Annotated in this window: 13 protein-coding genes; 7 read left to right on the forward strand and 6 right to left on the reverse strand. The window is 70.3% G+C overall.

Annotated features, from left to right (window positions below; genetic code table 11):
- Positions 1 to 5 precede the first annotated feature (5 nt).
- A complete protein-coding gene (locus tag ACWCXB_RS20470; RefSeq protein ID WP_450724793.1) occupies positions 6 to 4100 on the reverse strand; it encodes a polymorphic toxin-type HINT domain-containing protein in 4095 nt (1364 codons plus the stop codon).
- Positions 4101 to 4463: 363 nt separating this feature from the next.
- Here ACWCXB_RS20470 and ACWCXB_RS20475 point away from each other — a divergent pair, with 363 nt between their 5' ends.
- The 3 genes from ACWCXB_RS20475 (at position 4464) to ACWCXB_RS20485 (ending at position 7915) form a co-directional block, all read left to right on the forward strand.
- Entirely contained in the window at positions 4464 to 5150 is a 687-nt protein-coding gene (locus ACWCXB_RS20475) for a hypothetical protein (protein WP_450724795.1), read from the forward strand.
- A gap of 179 nt (positions 5151 to 5329) precedes the next feature.
- Entirely contained in the window at positions 5330 to 7423 is a 2094-nt protein-coding gene (locus tag ACWCXB_RS20480; RefSeq protein ID WP_450724797.1) for a trypsin-like serine protease, read from the forward strand.
- A gap of 90 nt (positions 7424 to 7513) precedes the next feature.
- Positions 7514 to 7915 (forward strand): hypothetical protein, encoded by a 402-nt coding sequence (locus ACWCXB_RS20485; RefSeq protein ID WP_450724799.1) that lies wholly within the window; start codon positions 7514 to 7516, stop codon positions 7913 to 7915.
- Positions 7916 to 8273: 358 nt separating this feature from the next.
- On the opposite strand, the gene ACWCXB_RS20490 is transcribed toward ACWCXB_RS20485, so the two are convergent.
- The 4 genes from ACWCXB_RS20490 to ACWCXB_RS20505 all read right to left on the reverse strand — a co-directional run bounded on the left by ACWCXB_RS20490 (position 8274) and on the right by ACWCXB_RS20505 (position 11579).
- Positions 8274 to 9557 carry an MAB_1171c family putative transporter gene (locus ACWCXB_RS20490; RefSeq protein ID WP_450724801.1) on the reverse strand — a complete coding sequence of 428 codons (1284 nt, stop codon included), beginning with the start codon at positions 9555 to 9557 and terminating at the stop codon, positions 8274 to 8276.
- Positions 9557 to 10120, reverse strand: a complete 564-nt coding sequence (locus ACWCXB_RS20495; RefSeq protein ID WP_450724802.1) for a toxin-antitoxin system, toxin component — start codon at positions 10118 to 10120, stop codon at positions 9557 to 9559. Before ACWCXB_RS20495 ends, ACWCXB_RS20490 begins: the two co-directional genes overlap by 1 nt.
- Before the next feature lie 188 nt (positions 10121 to 10308).
- A complete protein-coding gene (locus ACWCXB_RS20500; RefSeq protein WP_450724804.1) occupies positions 10309 to 11001 on the reverse strand; it encodes a hypothetical protein in 693 nt (230 codons plus the stop codon).
- A gap of 50 nt (positions 11002 to 11051) precedes the next feature.
- Positions 11052 to 11579 carry a transposase gene (locus tag ACWCXB_RS20505; RefSeq protein WP_450724806.1) on the reverse strand — a complete coding sequence of 176 codons (528 nt, stop codon included), beginning with the start codon at positions 11577 to 11579 and terminating at the stop codon, positions 11052 to 11054.
- Positions 11580 to 12060: 481 nt separating this feature from the next.
- Here ACWCXB_RS20505 and ACWCXB_RS20510 point away from each other — a divergent pair, with 481 nt between their 5' ends.
- From ACWCXB_RS20510 to ACWCXB_RS20520, 3 genes are all read left to right on the forward strand, one after another.
- Positions 12061 to 12564, forward strand: a complete 504-nt coding sequence (locus ACWCXB_RS20510) for a metallophosphoesterase family protein (RefSeq protein WP_450724808.1) — start codon at positions 12061 to 12063, stop codon at positions 12562 to 12564.
- Between the two features lie 418 nt (positions 12565 to 12982).
- Positions 12983 to 14227: a D-alanyl-D-alanine carboxypeptidase family protein gene (locus ACWCXB_RS20515; protein ID WP_450724810.1), complete on the forward strand. Its 1245-nt coding sequence runs from the start codon at positions 12983 to 12985 to the stop codon at positions 14225 to 14227.
- Between the two features lie 168 nt (positions 14228 to 14395).
- On the forward strand, positions 14396 to 14572 hold the full coding sequence (locus tag ACWCXB_RS20520) for a hypothetical protein (RefSeq protein ID WP_450724812.1): 177 nt from the start codon (positions 14396 to 14398) through the stop codon (positions 14570 to 14572).
- Positions 14573 to 14657: 85 nt separating this feature from the next.
- Here the strand turns inward: ACWCXB_RS20520 and ACWCXB_RS20525 are convergent, their stop codons facing one another.
- Positions 14658 to 15470, reverse strand: a complete 813-nt coding sequence (locus ACWCXB_RS20525) for an alpha/beta fold hydrolase (RefSeq protein ID WP_450724814.1) — start codon at positions 15468 to 15470, stop codon at positions 14658 to 14660.
- A 572-nt stretch (positions 15471 to 16042) separates the two neighbouring features.
- Here ACWCXB_RS20525 and ACWCXB_RS20530 point away from each other — a divergent pair.
- Positions 16043 to 16660, forward strand: a complete 618-nt coding sequence (locus ACWCXB_RS20530) for an ATP-binding protein (protein WP_450724816.1) — start codon at positions 16043 to 16045, stop codon at positions 16658 to 16660.
- The last annotated feature ends 98 nt before the right edge of the window (positions 16661 to 16758 follow it).

Genomic DNA, 16758 nt, shown 5'->3' on the forward strand with positions numbered 1-16758 from the left:
ACTCCTTACCGCTCCAGGGGATACGAGGTTTTGACGTAGAAGCCGCCGGGCTTGGCCTTCTTGTCGACTACGAGGATTACCTTGAATCGGTTTGTTGTATTCGGATAGTAGTTGCCCAGGTGGTCGACGTAGTCGCCGAGGGCTCTTGTTCCATATGTCCCGTCGAGCGTAAGCTCCCTCGGTCCACCCTGGCCCGACTTCTTGACCCAGGCTGAGATTTTATCCGCGTTCTTTGCGGTGAGGTCATTCACCGCATCCTGGGCAAGCTTCGCGTTCAACCAGCGGGAGTTGACTGTCGGCTTGCCGGATTCTTCCGTCTTCTTCTTTGCCAGCCTTGCCATGTCGTCAGTGCTCACGTCGACGTGTTCGCGCAGGGTGTGTGCGACATCACTGAACTGACTCTCGGCACGTGCCAGATCGGTGCAGTTGTGGACCAGTACGGGGGTCTTCTGGGCCAGTACGTAGTAGGTGTGGAGGTCGTTGACCGTCAGGTCGTAGGCGGGCTGGAACTTCTTCCGGTGGGCGACGTTGGCGATCCGGGCGGTGCTGCCGGTCGGGGTGCGCAGGGTGTCGCCGACGCTGAGATTCGCCGCGTTGATCCACTGGAGACGGTTCTCGGACCAGAACGGGTGGTGCGCGGTTGCCGTGAGCGAACCGCCGCCGACGGCGGCGTCAAGGGTGATGTCGGTGAATTCGCTGTCGTCGGGGGTGTGGATGGTCGCCTCGACGCGGCGTGTTCTGGATGTACCCGTGACGGGGTCGGTGGCCCGGACCACGTCGCCGACTCTGACGCGCTCGATGGGACGGGACGTTCCGTCGCCCATCAGCACGGGTGTCCCGGCGGGGAAGCTGTGCTTCTTCCCGGCGCAGGCCAAAGCCTCGTCAATCTTCTTTCCGACGCCCTTCAGACTGTCCCAGAGTTTCTCCGCCTTGCTGTACCACTTCTTCCCCTTGATGATGTCCGCGCCGTATCCGAGGAACGGGATGGCTGCACCGCAGGACCAGAGCGCGTCCCAGTACTTGTCCGTTTCTCCGGTGACCAGACCTTCCACGCCGTACGCGAGGCAGTTGGCGCCGTCGGCGAATTCTCCGAAGCCGGGCCAGAGGCCAAGAAGGTCTGCGTAGAAGTGGGACAGCTCCAGATGCAAGCGGACTCTCTCTGCGACCGAGAGCTCGTTGTACCAGATCAGCGCCTCCTTGGCGGCTGCCTGGAGGTAGTCGGCCGTGTACTCGATGCCGGCCTGGTACTTCTTCTTGATGTCCTGGTACTTCGCGTAGGCCTTCTCCCACCAGGCCACCTCGTTCGCCCGCGCCTGCTCGGCGAGGTAGGTGTCGAGGTGCTTCCGGTAAATCACGGCTGCGGCGTTCGAGTCCTCTCCGGCGTTGATGGCGGACTGGCGTGCGGCCTCGGCGGCAGCGTAGGCCTCGGCGGCGTAGCCGCGGGCGAGGCTCGCGCTGGACTCGGCCCATGCCGCGGAGGCGGTGGCATTGTTCGCGCTGATCTGGGCCTGCTGCTGGGCGTTGCGGGCGGTGGCCGCGTGCTCGGCTGCCTTCCTCGCGGAGGCCTCGGCCTGGTCGGCAGATGCGGCGGCCTGGCTGGCGTAGCCGGCGGCGTTACTGGCGTAGGTCTGGGCCTGCTGTGCATAGCCGAGGGCTTCGTTGGCCGCGCCCTGCGCCGTGGCGGCGGTCTTCAGGGCCTCGGCGGCCCGCTGTTGGGCGAGGGCCGCTGTCTGTGCGGATCCGGCGATGATGTTCTGGATCTGCGCGACGTGGCCGGCGTTGATCTGGTCCCGGCGCGCCGCCTTGAACTGGCCGCTTTCGACAAAGGTGTGCAGGGCCGGGACGGGGCCCTCCATGGCGATGTCGGCGTAGGCCTTCACCTCCGGCCCGCCGGTCTCCGCCAGGCGCGCCACGGTGACGCGGTCGTCGCTGTCACGGGCGGTGAACTGAATGGTGGTGAGGAAGTCGAGCAGAGGCTGGTAGCCGGTGGCGTTGAGGGCGGCGTCCGAGGCCTTCTTGACGGCCGGCCCTCCGGCGTTGCCGATGCGGGCGACCTCGACCCGATAGTCGGAGACGGCCGCGGTGTGCTGCCCGTCCGCGAGGAAGGCGTGGATCTGGGCTGCGTCACCGGTCAGTGCGGTCTGCGCAGCCTTGCTCACTGAATCGTACGGCGCGTCGTTGGCGAGCCGGTGGACCTGGTCGCGTTCGTCCTGCTGCTCCGCGACACGCCAGCCGTTGCGGGCGTAGTCCACCACGACAACGTCCGGGGCGGCGAGGGCGCCTTCGGCAGCGGCCCGGCTCCACGGTCCCTGGGTCTGCAGGGCGGCCAGGGCCATCTTCCGGCCGGTCGCGGCGATCTGGGCGGGGTCGGCCGAGGGCTGTGCGGCGTCTTGGGACAGACGGGCGAAGTCGGCCTGGAGCTTCTCGGCCTCGGCGGTGGCCTTCTTCTCCGCAGCCAGCATCGCGGTATGGCTGGCCTTGAGGTCCTTGGCCTGGTTGATGCTGGTGGCCTTGCGGGCGGCGAGTTCCTCGGCCTCGGCCTTGCGGGCCATGTCGTGGACCTGCTTGGCCTTCTCCACAGCCGCGACGGCCTCGTTGGCGCGCTGGAGGGCGGCGTCGGCGTGGGCCTTGGACTCGTCGGCCGCCTCCTTGGATCCGGCTGCGTGCTGCCCGGCCTTCATGGCGGCATCGGCGGCGTTGCGCGCGTGCGTGGCGGCCGAGCGGGCCGCATCGCGTGCCTCGCGGGCGGCGCGTGCTGCAGCGGTCGCATGGGCGGCGGCCGCGTTCGCGGCGCGGGTTGCCTCCGCCGCATGGCGGCGGGCGGTGGCTGCGGCCTCGCGGGCCTCCGCGGCGGAACCGCCGGCTTCTTCGTTGTACCTGCCGGCTTCCTCCGCAGCGGCGGCTGCGGCGTTCTCGTTCACGGTTGCGGACGCGGCGGCCTGTGCCGAAGCGGCGGCGGCGTCACCGGAGATCGCCGCTCGCTCTGCGGCTGTCGCTGCGGCGTCGGCGGCGTCGGCGGCCTGCCGGGCGCGGGCGGCGAGCACCTCGTCGCGCTGGCCGCTTGCCGCATGAGTGAGCGCCTTCGCCGCGGCGTCCGCGGCTCCGGACGCGGCACGGGCGGCGGCACTGGCGGCCGATGCGGCGACCTGGGCCGCGGCGTTCGCGGCCCGCGCGGCGGAGATTGCCGCCTGCGCGGCCTGAGCCGCACGCCGGGTGGACTCCGCGGCGCGACGGGCGGCGTCGGCGGCCCGGGCCGCGTCGCTCTTGGCGGCCGCGGCCTCGTCCCTGGCGCGCTCGGTCTCTTCCTTGGCCAGGCGGGCCAGCGCGATGGCCCGGTCGGCGGCCTCCTTGGCGGCCTTGCTCTCGCGCTCCGCCGCGTCACCGGCGTCCTTGGCCTGCTGGGCGAGCTCGGTGACGGAGGCGTGTTCCTGGTCCTGCGCCCGGGCCACGTGCTGGCCGAAGCTGAGGAACTCGCGCACATCGTCGATCGAACCGTTGAGGGCCGCAGTGGCGGCGGCGCGGACCTTCGGCCCGCCGGCCGTTTCGAGCTGTGCCACGCGGATCCGCGCGTCGGAGTCGCGTTTCTTGTACTGACCCTCGCTCAGGAAGGTGCGGACCGCTTCGATGTCGGAGTTCAGCGCGGCATCGGCGGCCTCCTTCACGGTCCTGCCGCCGGCTTCGCCGATCCTGGCAGCCTCGACCCGCTGGTCCTGGTCGAGGGGTAGCTTCCAGCCTTCCTTCAGGAAGGTGTCCAGCTGCTCCGGGGTGCCCGCGAGCGCCTGCTCGGCGGCCTTGCGCACCGCCGGGCCGGCCTCGGCGACCACCTGAAGCGCTGCCTCGCGGTCGTCGAGGTTCTCCGCGATGGCGCGGCCCTTGTCGAGGAAGGCGCGGATGTCCGCGTCCGAGCCCGTCAGGGCGGCACCGGCGGCCGACTTCATGGCCGGGCCACCGGACTTCCAGAAGGCGACGGTCTGCCCGCGGTCGCTGATCGTGGGCTCCGCGGCCGCGGCGATCGGTGCCGCGGACACCAGCGTCGACAGGAGAGCCAGCGGAAGCAGGCCGCCGATCAGCGTGCGCGAAGCGTCGGGTCTCCTTCCCACCCCCCAGCGTGGTCCGCCTGTTCTGAGACGCACGAAATCTCCCCCTCTGTATGCCGATACCCGCCGGGTCCGGCGTGCGTGAAACCCAGCCGAACTGGGTGAGAACTGAATGCCTGTCATACGGAGACACCTGGCGGCCCGTGGGAACTGCGCTGTCCCGGCGCAGGGTTGTGCCTGACGCGCAGGGCGCGGACGTGGCCGTGCTCAGGCATGGGTGTCTCCCGGTCTGCGAGGACCCTATGGGGGAACCCGCCAGATCTCAACTACCGTTGACGCAAATGAAACGGTGGTTGATACGCGGGTCGTAAGCAGTTACCGTCTCCCCCGGAAGGCCACGAATACGGGAATCCAGGGAGGCTGCACGTGAGTGCCAGGCCGTTTCCTGAGCCGATCGATACGGTCAAGCGCATCGTTGCCCTGATCGGGCGGGCGGGGCTTGAGCGTGGGGACGTCCTGCGGGTCGAGGGCGAGGGCGGTCTCGCCTTCGCATCAGGCCTTGCCGTGGCCGAGGTGGAGGCGTTCCTCCGCGGTGACCGGTTATCTGCCGACACGGCCCGCGCAGGTGCGCGTGATCCGGTGGCGGCACGTCACCGTCAGGTCGTCGACCGGATTCTCTTCCTGCGCAGGACTCGGCTCAAGCAGGCAGAAGACGGCAGCAGGCGGACGTACCCCTTGGCCGAGATCGCTGCGAGTGCGGGAACGAGCGCGCAGTGGCTCGACAGGATGCTCAAGACCGGGAGGGCCCCCAACCTCGACCACGCGGCCGAGATCGCCGGATTCTTCGGCGAGAACATCGAGTTCCTGACGGACCCTCCGGCACGGGCCGTGGGCCGGGTCCTCCGGCAGATCCACACGGACCTGCTGGAGCGCACGGTCGAGCGCCAGGACGAAGAACTGCGGCTGCTCAAGAACTCCGGCTCCGCCGGGCGCCCGAGCTGCGGAATCAAGGCTGCTGCCTGCCACGCTGCGCGTGCGCTCGCCGACGTGCCCGACGACACCGCCCAGCCCCTCGTGGCCCTCATCGAGTCGGTCGCCAGGCTGCCTCGGTAGGGGGTACGGCCGGCCGAGCCGGGCGCGCACGAGCAGGGCGGGGCGAGGCGAAAAAACTGCCATCAGGCGGCCCCGGCCGGTCCGCCAGGCCCCGCATTCCCTACCTTCTGCTGTCCAGCACGGGTTGGACGGCACCCCAACTCGCCTCCTCAGGGGGTGACATGAAGAAAGTGATGTCCATGGCATTGCGCACACGCCGATGGCTGCTGCCCGCGGCCACCGCGACCGCAGCAGTCCTCGTGGGGACCGCGACACCTCTGGCCTCGGCCGTCGGCGAGCCGGCGGCCAACGCCGGCGCCCCGTACGTCTTCGAGGACGGCTCCTACCCCAACAGCGCCGAAGTCCTGGCCGAGACCGGCGCGAAGCTGATCCGCGGCGACGGCGGCATCACCCACACCTCGTGCAACGACCCGTACCAGATCAAGGTGTGGGCCCGAGATCTGAAGCTGCCCGAGGAGCGGATGTGCTTCGCCGCTCCGCGCGGCACCGGCTTCCTCACGGTCTCCATCCCGGGCGCGTACCGGATCCAGACCTACGACCGTGATGTGAAGGCCAGCATCCACGTCAAGGAGCAGACCCAGAGCCTGGACATCCCGGGCAACACCAGCAAGGGCTTCGGCGAAGCGGGCGCGGACCCCTCCGCCGCCGTCCTGCTGGAGCTGCGGGTGACCGGTACGACGAGCACCACGCCCCCTCCGGCCGGGCAGCCCTTCCTCGACAAGGAAACGTTCAACGCGAAGCTGACCATCGGCGACAGCAAGCGTTCCTGCTCCGGTGCGCTCGTCGACGCGCACTGGGTGCTCACCGCCAAGAGCTGCTTCGCCGACGACCCCGCCCAGAGCAACACCGTGGCCGCGGGCGCGCCGAAGGACAAGACCACCGCCGTGGTCGGCAAGCAGATTCTGTTCTCCACCGGCGGCCACACCAGCGACATCGTCGAACTGGTCCCGCACGCCGACCGTGACCTGGTGATGGCCCGCCTCGACAAGCCCGCCAACGACATCGCCCCCGTCCCGGTGGCCGCGGCCGCGCCCGCCGCGGGTCAGGAGCTGACCGTCGCCGGCTTCGGCCGCACCAAGACCCAGTGGGTCCCCGGAGTCCGTCACGAGGCCGTCTTCACCGCGGGGAACGTGACCGCGACCGGCTTCGACCTCGCCGCCAAGACCCCTGCCGACGCGACCGTCTGCAAGGGCGACGCCGGCGGTCCCGCGTACCGCACCGAGAACGGCAGGTTCTCCCTCGTCGGCATCACCGGCCTCGGCTGGCAGGGCGGCTGCTTCGGCACCTCTGCCACGGAGACCCGCGCCGGCGCGTTCAGCACGCGTGTCGACGACCTCGGCGACTGGGTGCAGCGCGTCCGTGCCCTGTCCCCGGGCTGGAAGACCCAGGCCCTGATCCAGTCGGGCAGCAGCCTCTACCAGGGTGTCCGCGTGAACGACGGATCCTGGACCGACTTCGACGACGTCCAGTCGGCGCAGGCCGCCGGCAGCATCGGCGGCATCCGCAACTCCGCCGTCGTGGGCATGAACGGTGACAGCCACGTCCTCGCCGTCAGCACCAGCGGCGGCCTCTTCCACACGATCCGCAAGCAGGACGGCACTTGGGGCAAGTTCGGCGACGTCTTCGGCGTGGCCGGCACCCTCGGCAACCTCACCAGCGTCACCGCAACCAACATCGGCTACGACCTGCACGTCGTCGCCGTCGCCGACGGCAAGGCCTTCCACACCGTCCGCAACGCGACCGGACACTGGACCCCCTTCGGCGACATCACCTCCGGCAAGGTCGCCAACGTGACGGCCGCGGCCACCGCCGTCGTCAGGGGCGAGCTCCACGTCACCACCCTCAGCGGCGGCAAGGCGTTCCACACCATCCGCCAGGGCAACGGCAACTGGCTCGCCTGGGGCGACGTCGCCGGCGCCGCCGGCGCCACCGGCCCGATCACCTCGATCAGCACGGTCGGTGCCGGAGACGAGACCCACATCGTCATCGCCACGGACAACGGCACCCGCCAGTACCACGCCGTACGCAACTTCGACGGCACCTGGACCCCGCTGACCGAGATCAAGGACATCCTCGGCACCGTCACCGCCAAGTCCGTCGCCACCGCCAACGTCGCCGGCGAGGTCCAGGTGGCCGTCACCACCGCCGACGGCAAGCTCCTCCACACCACCCGCCACACCGACCGCACCTGGGCCACCACCACGACCGTCCCGGTCCAGGGCCTGCCCGCAGCCCCCGGCGCCCTCGCCATCACCGGCACCTGGAACGGCTGACCCTGAAGCCGCCATGTCACCGGCAGCTGCCCGGTATCAATCTGGCATCAAGCCGGTGGCATGGCGATCACCACTTCCGAAAGTAGGAGAATGAAGACACGGCGTTTGACCCGTGTCATATCCGGGCTGGCTTTGGTTGCCGGGATTTTCGCGGGCGCCACCTCTCCCGCGACGGCTCAGAGCAGCTCCGACGCGCAGATCGGCCTGGTGTCGTACAACGTGTGCGGCGGCTGGGAGGCGTGCCAGAGGCCGCTGGCCGCAGTCCCCGGGAAGACCCCGGGGCAACGGGCTGGTGACTGGGCGGCCGAAGCCGTCGGCAAGGCCCAGCTCGGCGGCGCCGACGTGATCATGCTGCAGGAGCTGTGCAAGGGCCAGTACGACGCCCTGCTGCCGCAACTCCCGGGCTACGCCGGGTACTTCGCCAGCACGCAGACGTACGGCGGCTGCGGTGCCTGGGGCTCGGACACCTCCCTCGGCCAGGCAGTCCGGTGACCTCGACGGCCTCACCCCGGGCGACATCGGCAAGAGCGGCGCCGAGCCCGACGGCCTGACGCGAGCCGACCTGTGGGCCCGCCACCGGATCACCGGCGAGCTGCTGGAGTACCGCAGTAACGGCGCCGCGTCTCTGGATGCCCCGCGTTCGCTCAGCGGTGGCACCTGGACCGCGGCACAGCGGCCTCTGACTAATCGGGAACGGAGGCTGGGGCTACATCGAGTCGCTCGCGTGACGTTTCCCAGGTTCGCCGGTGAGGGACCCCCACGGGGGTGGGGCCCCTCACCAGCGTACGAAGAAGCTTCCTAGAGCGGCGGCCCCATTTTCGCGGGTCGCCGCTCGCGGGTTGTCGCATCCTCATGGCGTCAGCAGCGGACTGTTCTCATCCGTGGGCCGTGTGCGTGCTCTCTTGTACGCCGTCGGCCGGCGCGTGCCGATGCGGTCGGGTGCCGCAGCCAGGGCCCGGGAAATCGACACCAGGAGGTTGCGGTCCTCCGCCTCCGCCGAACGCACGGCGGCTACCGCGAGGACGCTCCGCTCCGCAGCGGGTGGCGAGGTGTGTGCACGCGCATCCGCTGCCGCCTTGAACATGGCGGCGAGGCCGGCGGCCACCGCTTCGCGCTCCGGGGCCCCGCCCTCCTTCGCCTGCCGGTAGGCCCGTTCGCGTACCTCGTCCGTGCAGTAGACGCACAGTTCGAGCATCCAGTCGTGGATGGTGGTCATCCGGTAGAGCAGGACCTGCTCGGGTCCGGCGTACCAGGGCGGGGGAGGGAACATCCTGTTCCCGGGGGTGGGCCCTGGCCGGCGGACCAGACGCCACAGCGGCCGCAGCGCGGTGGTGCCGCGCAGCGGGTGCCACACGCGGTCGATCAGCCCGGGTCCGTACGCCGCCACAAGGAGCCCGACGCCGACCATTATCCCGCTGACCGAGATGAAGGGTGACAGGCTCTGGTTGAGCGCATCCCAGTTCCGGCCGGTCCAGCGTGCAGCGACGGCGGCCAGCTTGAACAAGCCGAAGATGATGTTGGCCAAGGCCCCGGTCATCAGGACGAGCAGCCCGACCCGCAAGCACCTGTCGACTGCCGTCTTCTTCTCGTGCACCGTCCTTCTGCCGATGTCGAGCAGCCAGTTCCAGCACGCGACGGTCGTGGCCGCGGCGCCGGCGACGTACGCGACCAGGTAGAGCACGAGCATCTCTCTGATGAACGGCGTGGTGGCGTAGTACGTGTCGAAGTCCCGCGGGCGCTCCACCGGGACATCGCCCAGGGCGAAGAGTCCCGCCAGGGTCACGATCACCACGCAGCAGGCGATCTTCCACGTCCGTACGCGTCGGCGCGTACGGACGTACTCGCTCGACTCCCCGCGCCAGTAGTCCAGCAGCACCAGGGACGCGCACGAAAAGGCGGTCATGATGCAGTGGACGAGGAGGGCCGAGAGGTTGCTGACACCGGTGAGCCGGTTCACGGCGGTGACGGTGGGCGGGGCGGAGAAGACGAAGCCGGCGCAGGGCAGGAACAGCAGAGCGTTCACCGTCCGGACCGTCGCGCTGTGCCACCCCCGCAGGAGCGCGGGCAACTTCGCCAGCAGGGCCGTGCCCAGTACGGCGGCGGGAATGTAGTAGTTGACACCTTGCTGCACCATCAGCCTCCCAGGGACGCCCAGATACGGCCGCCCAGCGCGTCGGGAGGCGTGCTGCTGCGCGTGCCGAGCAGGAAGGGCAGGAACTTCGCCGCCAGCAGACGGCCGAACCTCTCCGCGCGCCGCTCCTCTTCCAGGTCGTAGTCGGTGCGCGCCGCGACGTAGGCGACCGCGTCACTGATCCGCCACCGGTCCCCGAGCATGCGCGCGGCCGCAGCCCCGCCGGCCGTCGCACTGCCATCCCTCGCACCGCCGGGCCGACCGAGCCGGGCCTCCTTCCGGTGCCACAACTCGTGTCCCAGGATCACCATCTGATGAACCGGCAGGGTGTTCTTCTCCACCGCGACCACTTCGTGGTCGCCCAGGTCGAGCCAGAGCCCGCTGACTGTGCCAGGGGGGAACGGCTCCAGCATGAGGCGGACCTCGCGCCCGCTGCTCTCGGTCAAGTAGGCGCAGACCGCCTGCATCAGCTCGTGCGGCTCCTGCGCAACCGGGCGTATCGCCCCCGCGAACAGTTCATCCCGATGGCGCTTCATTGCGCGGGAGATGCCCACCGCGTCCCTCATGTCTTCCCCACCCGGACGCATGCCTTGCCGGCGCACCGTTCTTCGAGCCTTCGAGCCCTCGAACGCGCGCGGCACTCTGTCAGTTCATATCACTGACGCTCTTGCGTCCGAGACAGTAGCCACTCCGCTGAGCACAAGCAACCGCGGCCCGGCGCACATCGTGCCTGGCCAGAGGTCGTTTCCCGGCTCTAGCGAGCGCGCTCCTCGCGGGAGCGGCGGGCGATGGATTCGATGAGGGCGATGATGGGCTGTGCGGTGTCGTCCGGCACATCGGCGAGTGCGCGTGCGGCGTAGCCGACGACGCCGAGATCGGAGCGGGGAGCGCCGGCGCCGACGGTGCTCCTGAGGCGCTGAATGGCCTCGTCCTGGCGCACGACGGTCCGCTCCAGAACCTCCTTGTAGATCCGCTGGAGCACCCGGTCCAACGCCTCGGCGGGCGCGGCAACCAGGAACTCGATGCTCTCGCCGAAGAAATTCGCGATCCCGGCCGCGTGGTCGAGGTTCGGCGCCTTCCCCGTCTTGATCATCTTGTCGATCCACTGCGCGCTCGTGCCCGCACCCGCCGCGATGTCCGCCAGCGAATACGCACGCCGCTGGCCGTCGGGCGAAGTCCGCAGTCGGGTACGGCGCAGGAAGACGATCCGGTCAACCACCCGGTGGTGACGCTCTTCCACCGGATCCACCCCGCCGCCGTCGCCCTGCGGCAGCCGCTCACCTCGCAGCAGGGCCTCCACGTCCTCGACGGGCAACCCGGAGGCGTACGAGAGGCCACCCTCGCCCTCCACGCGCAGTACGTCCTCGCGTGCGAGCCCGGCACGATCGAGCAGGGAGGTGATGCGCCGAGCGGTCCCGACGGGGTCCGCGGAACACCCCTCGCTCATTCCTGCTCCTCCGCTCCGTGCCAGCTGGTAGCCGAAGACCTATGTGAACGTCAAACACTAAGACGTCGGCTCGGCATCAGCAACCGGAGACCGCAGACAGCGGCACCTGGCCGGACCTGGACATCCCCACCGGCCTCGGCAAGACCAGCATCATCGACATCTGGGCGTTCCTCCTCGCCTGGCAGCACGCCGCCGGCGCTCGACGAACCGTGCCGCTGCGACTGTTCTTCGTCGTCGACCGGCGGCTGGTCGTCGACCAGGCATACGAGACCGCCCGCGCCCTCCAGCAGGCACTCGACGACAGCCACCCCCACACCGTAGCCGCCGTCGGCCCAGACCAGGGTGAGGTCGCGGTGCAGGCGGCGCAGCCGCTGCAGAAGGCCCACGGCGGCGTCCCGGTCGCCGATGTTCGCGGCGGTGACCGCGACGACCAGGAGCAGGCCGAGGCAGTCGGTCACGAGGTGCCGCTTACGCCCGGGCACCTTCTTCCCGCCGTCGTAGCCGCGTGAGGATGCCGGCACCGTCGCGGCGGCCCGTACCGACTGCGCGTCGATGATCCCCGCCGTGGGCTCGGCCACGGATCGCGTCCAGCATCTGCCGTTGACAGTAGCCCTCGGGCCGTCCGCCCCGCCCCTGAAGCCAGGCCGGCACCGGCAGCAACGACCGGACCTGCGCCCATTCCGCGTCCGTCATGTCCGACGGATACCGGCGCACCCGATCGGGATGGTCGGCCGCGTTGCCGTACACGTGTGCGAGACAATCACACGATGGTGCAGCCGAGTTGAAGTGGACAGCCTCGGACGCATACAACAACGACACCAGGGCCTCCCGGCATTGCTCGGTTAGATTCGCATCCCCGAGCTACCGAGAGGCCCTGTCCTCATGCGCGTACAGTCGGAAGATCGCCCGACCAGGAACTCTGTTCGACCCGCACGTTCCGTGATCGGTTGAGACACGGCTTCTCAGGCATCCGGTCGTCGGCCGCCGTGATCAGGACCCGCGGCGGTGATCTACTGGGGACTGCGGAACGTGTGGACCGGCACGGACGGGAGGCGGCGGATGAGGCTGTTGCTGACGTCCGACACCCATGTGCCCAAGCGCGCCCGGGAGCTGCCGGACCGGCTGCTCGAGGAGATCGACCGGTCCGACGTGGTGATCCATGCGGGCGACTGGGTGGACGTGGCGACCCTGGATCTGCTCTCGGCGCGGGCCCGGAGCCTCATCGCGGTGTACGGCAACAACGACGGTCCGGAGCTGCGGTCCAGGCTGCCCGAAGTGGCCCGCGCGGAGCTCGGCGGGCTGCGCTTCGGTGTCGTCCATGAAACGGGTGCCGCGCAGGGCCGTGAGATCCGCTGCGCCGAGCGCTTCCCCGATCTGGACGTTCTCGTCTTCGGGCACAGCCACATCCCGTGGGACACCACTGCCGCGGGCGGCCTGCGGCTGCTCAACCCGGGCTCGCCGACCGACAGGCGGCGGCAGCCGTACTGCACGTACATGACGGCCGTGGCAGCCCAGGGGCGGCTGACCGAGGTGCATGTGCACCGGCTTCCGCCGCGGGCGTAACAACCCGGTCGACGGCCGGTCCGCGGGCAACGACCTGCGGACCTTCGAGCTCCAGGCACCGACTACGGCGCCTCGATCGCCGTCTCAGGCCCCGACGTCCGCTGGGTCGGCAACGAAGGCGGCCCTGTGGTCGGTCGGCAGGAGCTCCGTCCTCCTGCTGAACACTCCTGCTCCCGTGACGGCCCGTCAGTGGCGACTCCGGGTGCTCGGATCCCGAAATGCCGCACACATCGCGGAGTTCGGGCTCTACCGCTCGCAGGTGTAGGCGTACGCGCGGCGCCGACCGGCCCGGGGAGCCTGCCGGCGGGCGCCACCCCCTGCACGACCGGGGACTCGGGTGCGGTCCTTCGCACCTCCGTGTAGGCCACTCGGCTCAGTCGGCTCCGCGTGCCGCGTCACCGGTTCCTACGGTGAATGAATGATGATCAGTTCTCTTGCCCGTCCCGCGGTTACGGGCGCGATGACCCTCGCCGCAGCAGTGCTGGCCGTCATGCCCGCAACGGCGACAGCGGTCCCACGGGCCGAGCCGCTGCCGCCGCGGCCGGTGTCCGAGGACGTGTCCCTGCTGCACAGCCCGGGCACCCACGTACACCCCGACGACGACGCGCCCGACCTGCCGGACGTGTCCGCCCTGTCCTGGCTGGTGGCCGACGCCCGCACCGGTGAGGTGCTCGCCGCCCACAACGCGCACCGCCGCCTGCCGCCGGCCAGCACCATGAAGACCCTCTTCGCCCTCACCGCCCTGCCCCGGCTCTCCGGCAAACGCCTGCACACCGTCACCGACGAGGAGCTGGCCGGTGTGGGGGAGGGCAGCAGCCTCGTGGGCGTCGCCCCCGGCAGCACGTACCGGCTGCGGGACCTGTGGCGCGGTGTCTTCCTGAGCTCCGGCAACGACGCCGTGCACGTACTGGCCGAGCTGAACGGCGGCTGGAAGACCACGGCCAGGCAGATGCAGGCCAAGGCCCGCGCCCTGGGCGCACTGGACACACACGTCGTCTCCGCGGACGGCTACGACGAGCCCGGCCAGGTCTCCTCCGCGTACGACCTGGCGGTCTTCGGGCGGGCCGGGCTCGAGAACCGGGAGTTCGCCCGGTACGCGAGGACCGTCGACGCGAAGTTTCCCGGCGGCACCTTCAGCGACGGGACCCCGACCTGGACGTACGGCATCCGGAACACCAACCGGCTGCTGACGGGTGCGGACGGGGTGGGGCGTTACCCGGGCATCATCGGCGTGAAGAACGGCTACACCACCCATGCGGGCAACACCCTGATCGCCGCCGCCCGGCGGGACGGCCGTACCGTGCTGGTGACCGTGATGAACCCGCAGAGCGGCGGCGGGCACGCAGTGTACGAAGAGGCCCGGTCCCTGCTCGACTGGGGCTTCGACGCCGCGGGCCATGTCAGTGCGGTGGGCTCGCTGGGTCCGCCCCCCGCCCCCAAGGCCCAGCACGCCGCCCCCAAGGCCCAGCACGCCGGCCCCAAGTCCCAGCAGACAGGTCCGGGCCTGGCCGGACAGACCGCCACGGCACCCGACCACCACGACACCGGCACCGGCCACGACTGGCTCTGGGCCCAGGTCGCCGCCGCCTACCTCGCCGCGGCCCTCATCGTCCGGTGGCGGCGCGGTCAGCCCGACACCACGGTCCTGCGACACAGGCTGTGAGGCCTTCCCCCGTTCGGCCCACAGCAGTTGCTCGGTCATGGGCGCGGAGGTGTCCTGGCATAGCGCCCAGCGACGGTCGCAGGGCGCCGGGCAGGGCTTTCCGCGAGCCGTACGAGTGCGGTGCGCCCTGCCGAGCTACACCGACCAACACGAGACTTGGAGATTTCCATGCCCTACAACAAGGGACAGCGCGTGGAGTACCGGGACGACCAGAACCGGATGCAGGAGGGCCAGATCCAGCGCGCCGAGGGCAGCGGGGACAAGGCGAAGTACGCCATCAAGAACGAGCAGACCCAGCAGGTGGAGCAGGTGACCGAACGCCAGATCCAGCGGCCGCTGCAGTAACGGCCCCACGGACGCGGCCGCCCGTGCACCGCTTCAGCGGTGCATCGGCGGCCGCTCTCTGGTGTGTGCGACCGGGTCCGTGCGCTCACTCCTTGGCAAGCACCGAACGCAGCACCGCGGCGAACTCCTCGGGATGCCCGAGAAAGCCGCCGTGATCGCCGGGGAACTCGACCGGCCGCGTACCGAGCCGCTCGGCCAGCGCCGTGGAGGTCCGGTAGGTGAGCAGGCCGCCCGAGGCGGCGCCGATGCCGACGGCCACACGCGTCGGGCCGGCCGCCAGCGCGGGGATGTCGGGCAGGTAGCGGGCGGTGCCCCGCAGCTCATGGGCGAAGAAGCGGGCGCTGTCGGCGAGTTGCTGCTCCGACGGCTCCCCGGGCGGCGGAGTGGGGGCACCTTCTTCACCGATGTCGAACCCGGCGTGCGCCATGAATTTCATCCACGCCGGCCCCGCCCCTTTGTGGTGGAAGGTCTCGACGATGTCGTCGGTCGCGGCGCGCTGCTCCGCGGCGTCGGGGAGCAGCTCCAGCAGGGGAGGCTCGTGGGCGACGAGCGTGCGCACCCGCCCGGGATGGCGCGCCACCAGCGCGAGCCCCGTCACCGCGCCGCCGCTGCTGCCGAACACGTCGGCGGACTCGGCGCCGAGGGCGTCGAGCAGAGCGGCGACGTCGTCCGCCCGCAGCTCGGGGGTGGATTCCTGCTCCGGGTCATCGAGGACGCTGCCCGAGATGCCTCGCGGGTCGTGGGTGACGACGGTGTGGTGGCCTGCGAGCGCGTCGGCCAGCGGTGCGAAGTCCGCCGCGGCCATCGGCGCTCCCATGACGAGCAGCAGCGGCCCCGCGCCGCGGACCTCGTAGTGCAGGCGCGCGCCGGGAACGTCGAGGGTGCGGGTGGTGGTCATGGGCGGTGGTCCTTTCCTGAGTGCCGTCCGCGAATGCGGTGACAGGGGGAAGACTCCGGCCGGCACCGGAATTCATCGCCCCCTCACCTCGGTAAGTCGTCCGGGCGCGTCGTCTCGGCGCGACGCCTGGGAAAACAGCAGGGACTGGCACAGGAACTGGGTGCGAATCTGACCGCGGGTCGCTCCGAGCGAGCGGCGCCACCAGTGTCCGCCGAGCCACACCTGGGTGTCGGGACCGGCCTTGATCGTGTCCGTACGCCGCCGGTCACATCTGTGCCGGCCCTCTCCGTGCGTCCGTACGAGTGGCGATGCTTTCAGCGCGGGATCAGCGGACCCTCGGAGCCGCGTCGAAGCAGCGTGGGAATCCGCGGGCGGGGTGGGTCGGGTGCGGACGAAGTATCGGCTGTTTCGCTGTCTTTCATGATTTCGGCCTATCCAAGATCCAGGCGGCTCCGAACAACTGCAGTGACCCGTTCACGGCGATCCGATCCGGATCGGAGCCGGCCAGGTCCTGATCACAAGACAGCACGACAGGCACGACAGCAAGAAAGGAAGACAGAGAGGTCTGTGCGATGACTGCTTCTTCCCGAGTCCGCCGACTCATGGCGAGTGCAGCCGCTGCCGGGCTCCTGGCCGGTGGTAGCACTGGGTTTCTCCGGCCACCGGCACAGGCCGCGCGCCCCTCAGGGAACACCGCCACGACCGCTCCGACCGCTCCGACCGCACGACTCGTACGCACGGCTCGCTGCCCGCTCGGCGAGCTCGCGATCTCCCTGCCCCCGGGACACGAGGCCCCGGGGCTGGCCCGTCGGCGGGTCGCCGGCTTCCTCGACGGGCTCCGGCCGGCGCTCGCCCCGGGGCACCGGGACGACATTCTGCTCATCGTGTCCGAACTGGTGACGAACGCCGTCGTCCACGCACCCGGCCCCTACGCGCTGGCCCTGACCGCCGACGCCGACGCCGGAACCGTCGATGTCGCCGTGGACGACGGTTCCACCACCGTGCCGGTGCCGCGCCGACCGGACGTGACAGGCGGAACCGGAGGCAGGGGCCTGCGCATCGCGGAGGACCTGGGCGCCCGTCTGTTCACCGAACCGGTCCCGGGTGGGAAGCGCGTGCACGCGACCATCGCTCCACCCTGCCGTCCTGGGATGCGTCCTGTCCGGTTCGGTGGTGGCATGGATGACTGACGCCCTGAGGATGCCGTGCCCACGATGAGCAAGGGAAAGCACGTGTCACCAGAACGCTCAGGTCCCGAAGCCCGGCACCGGCTGAGCACGCTGGGGCT

The sequence above is a fragment of the Streptomyces sp. NPDC001514 genome (assembly GCF_053597075.1).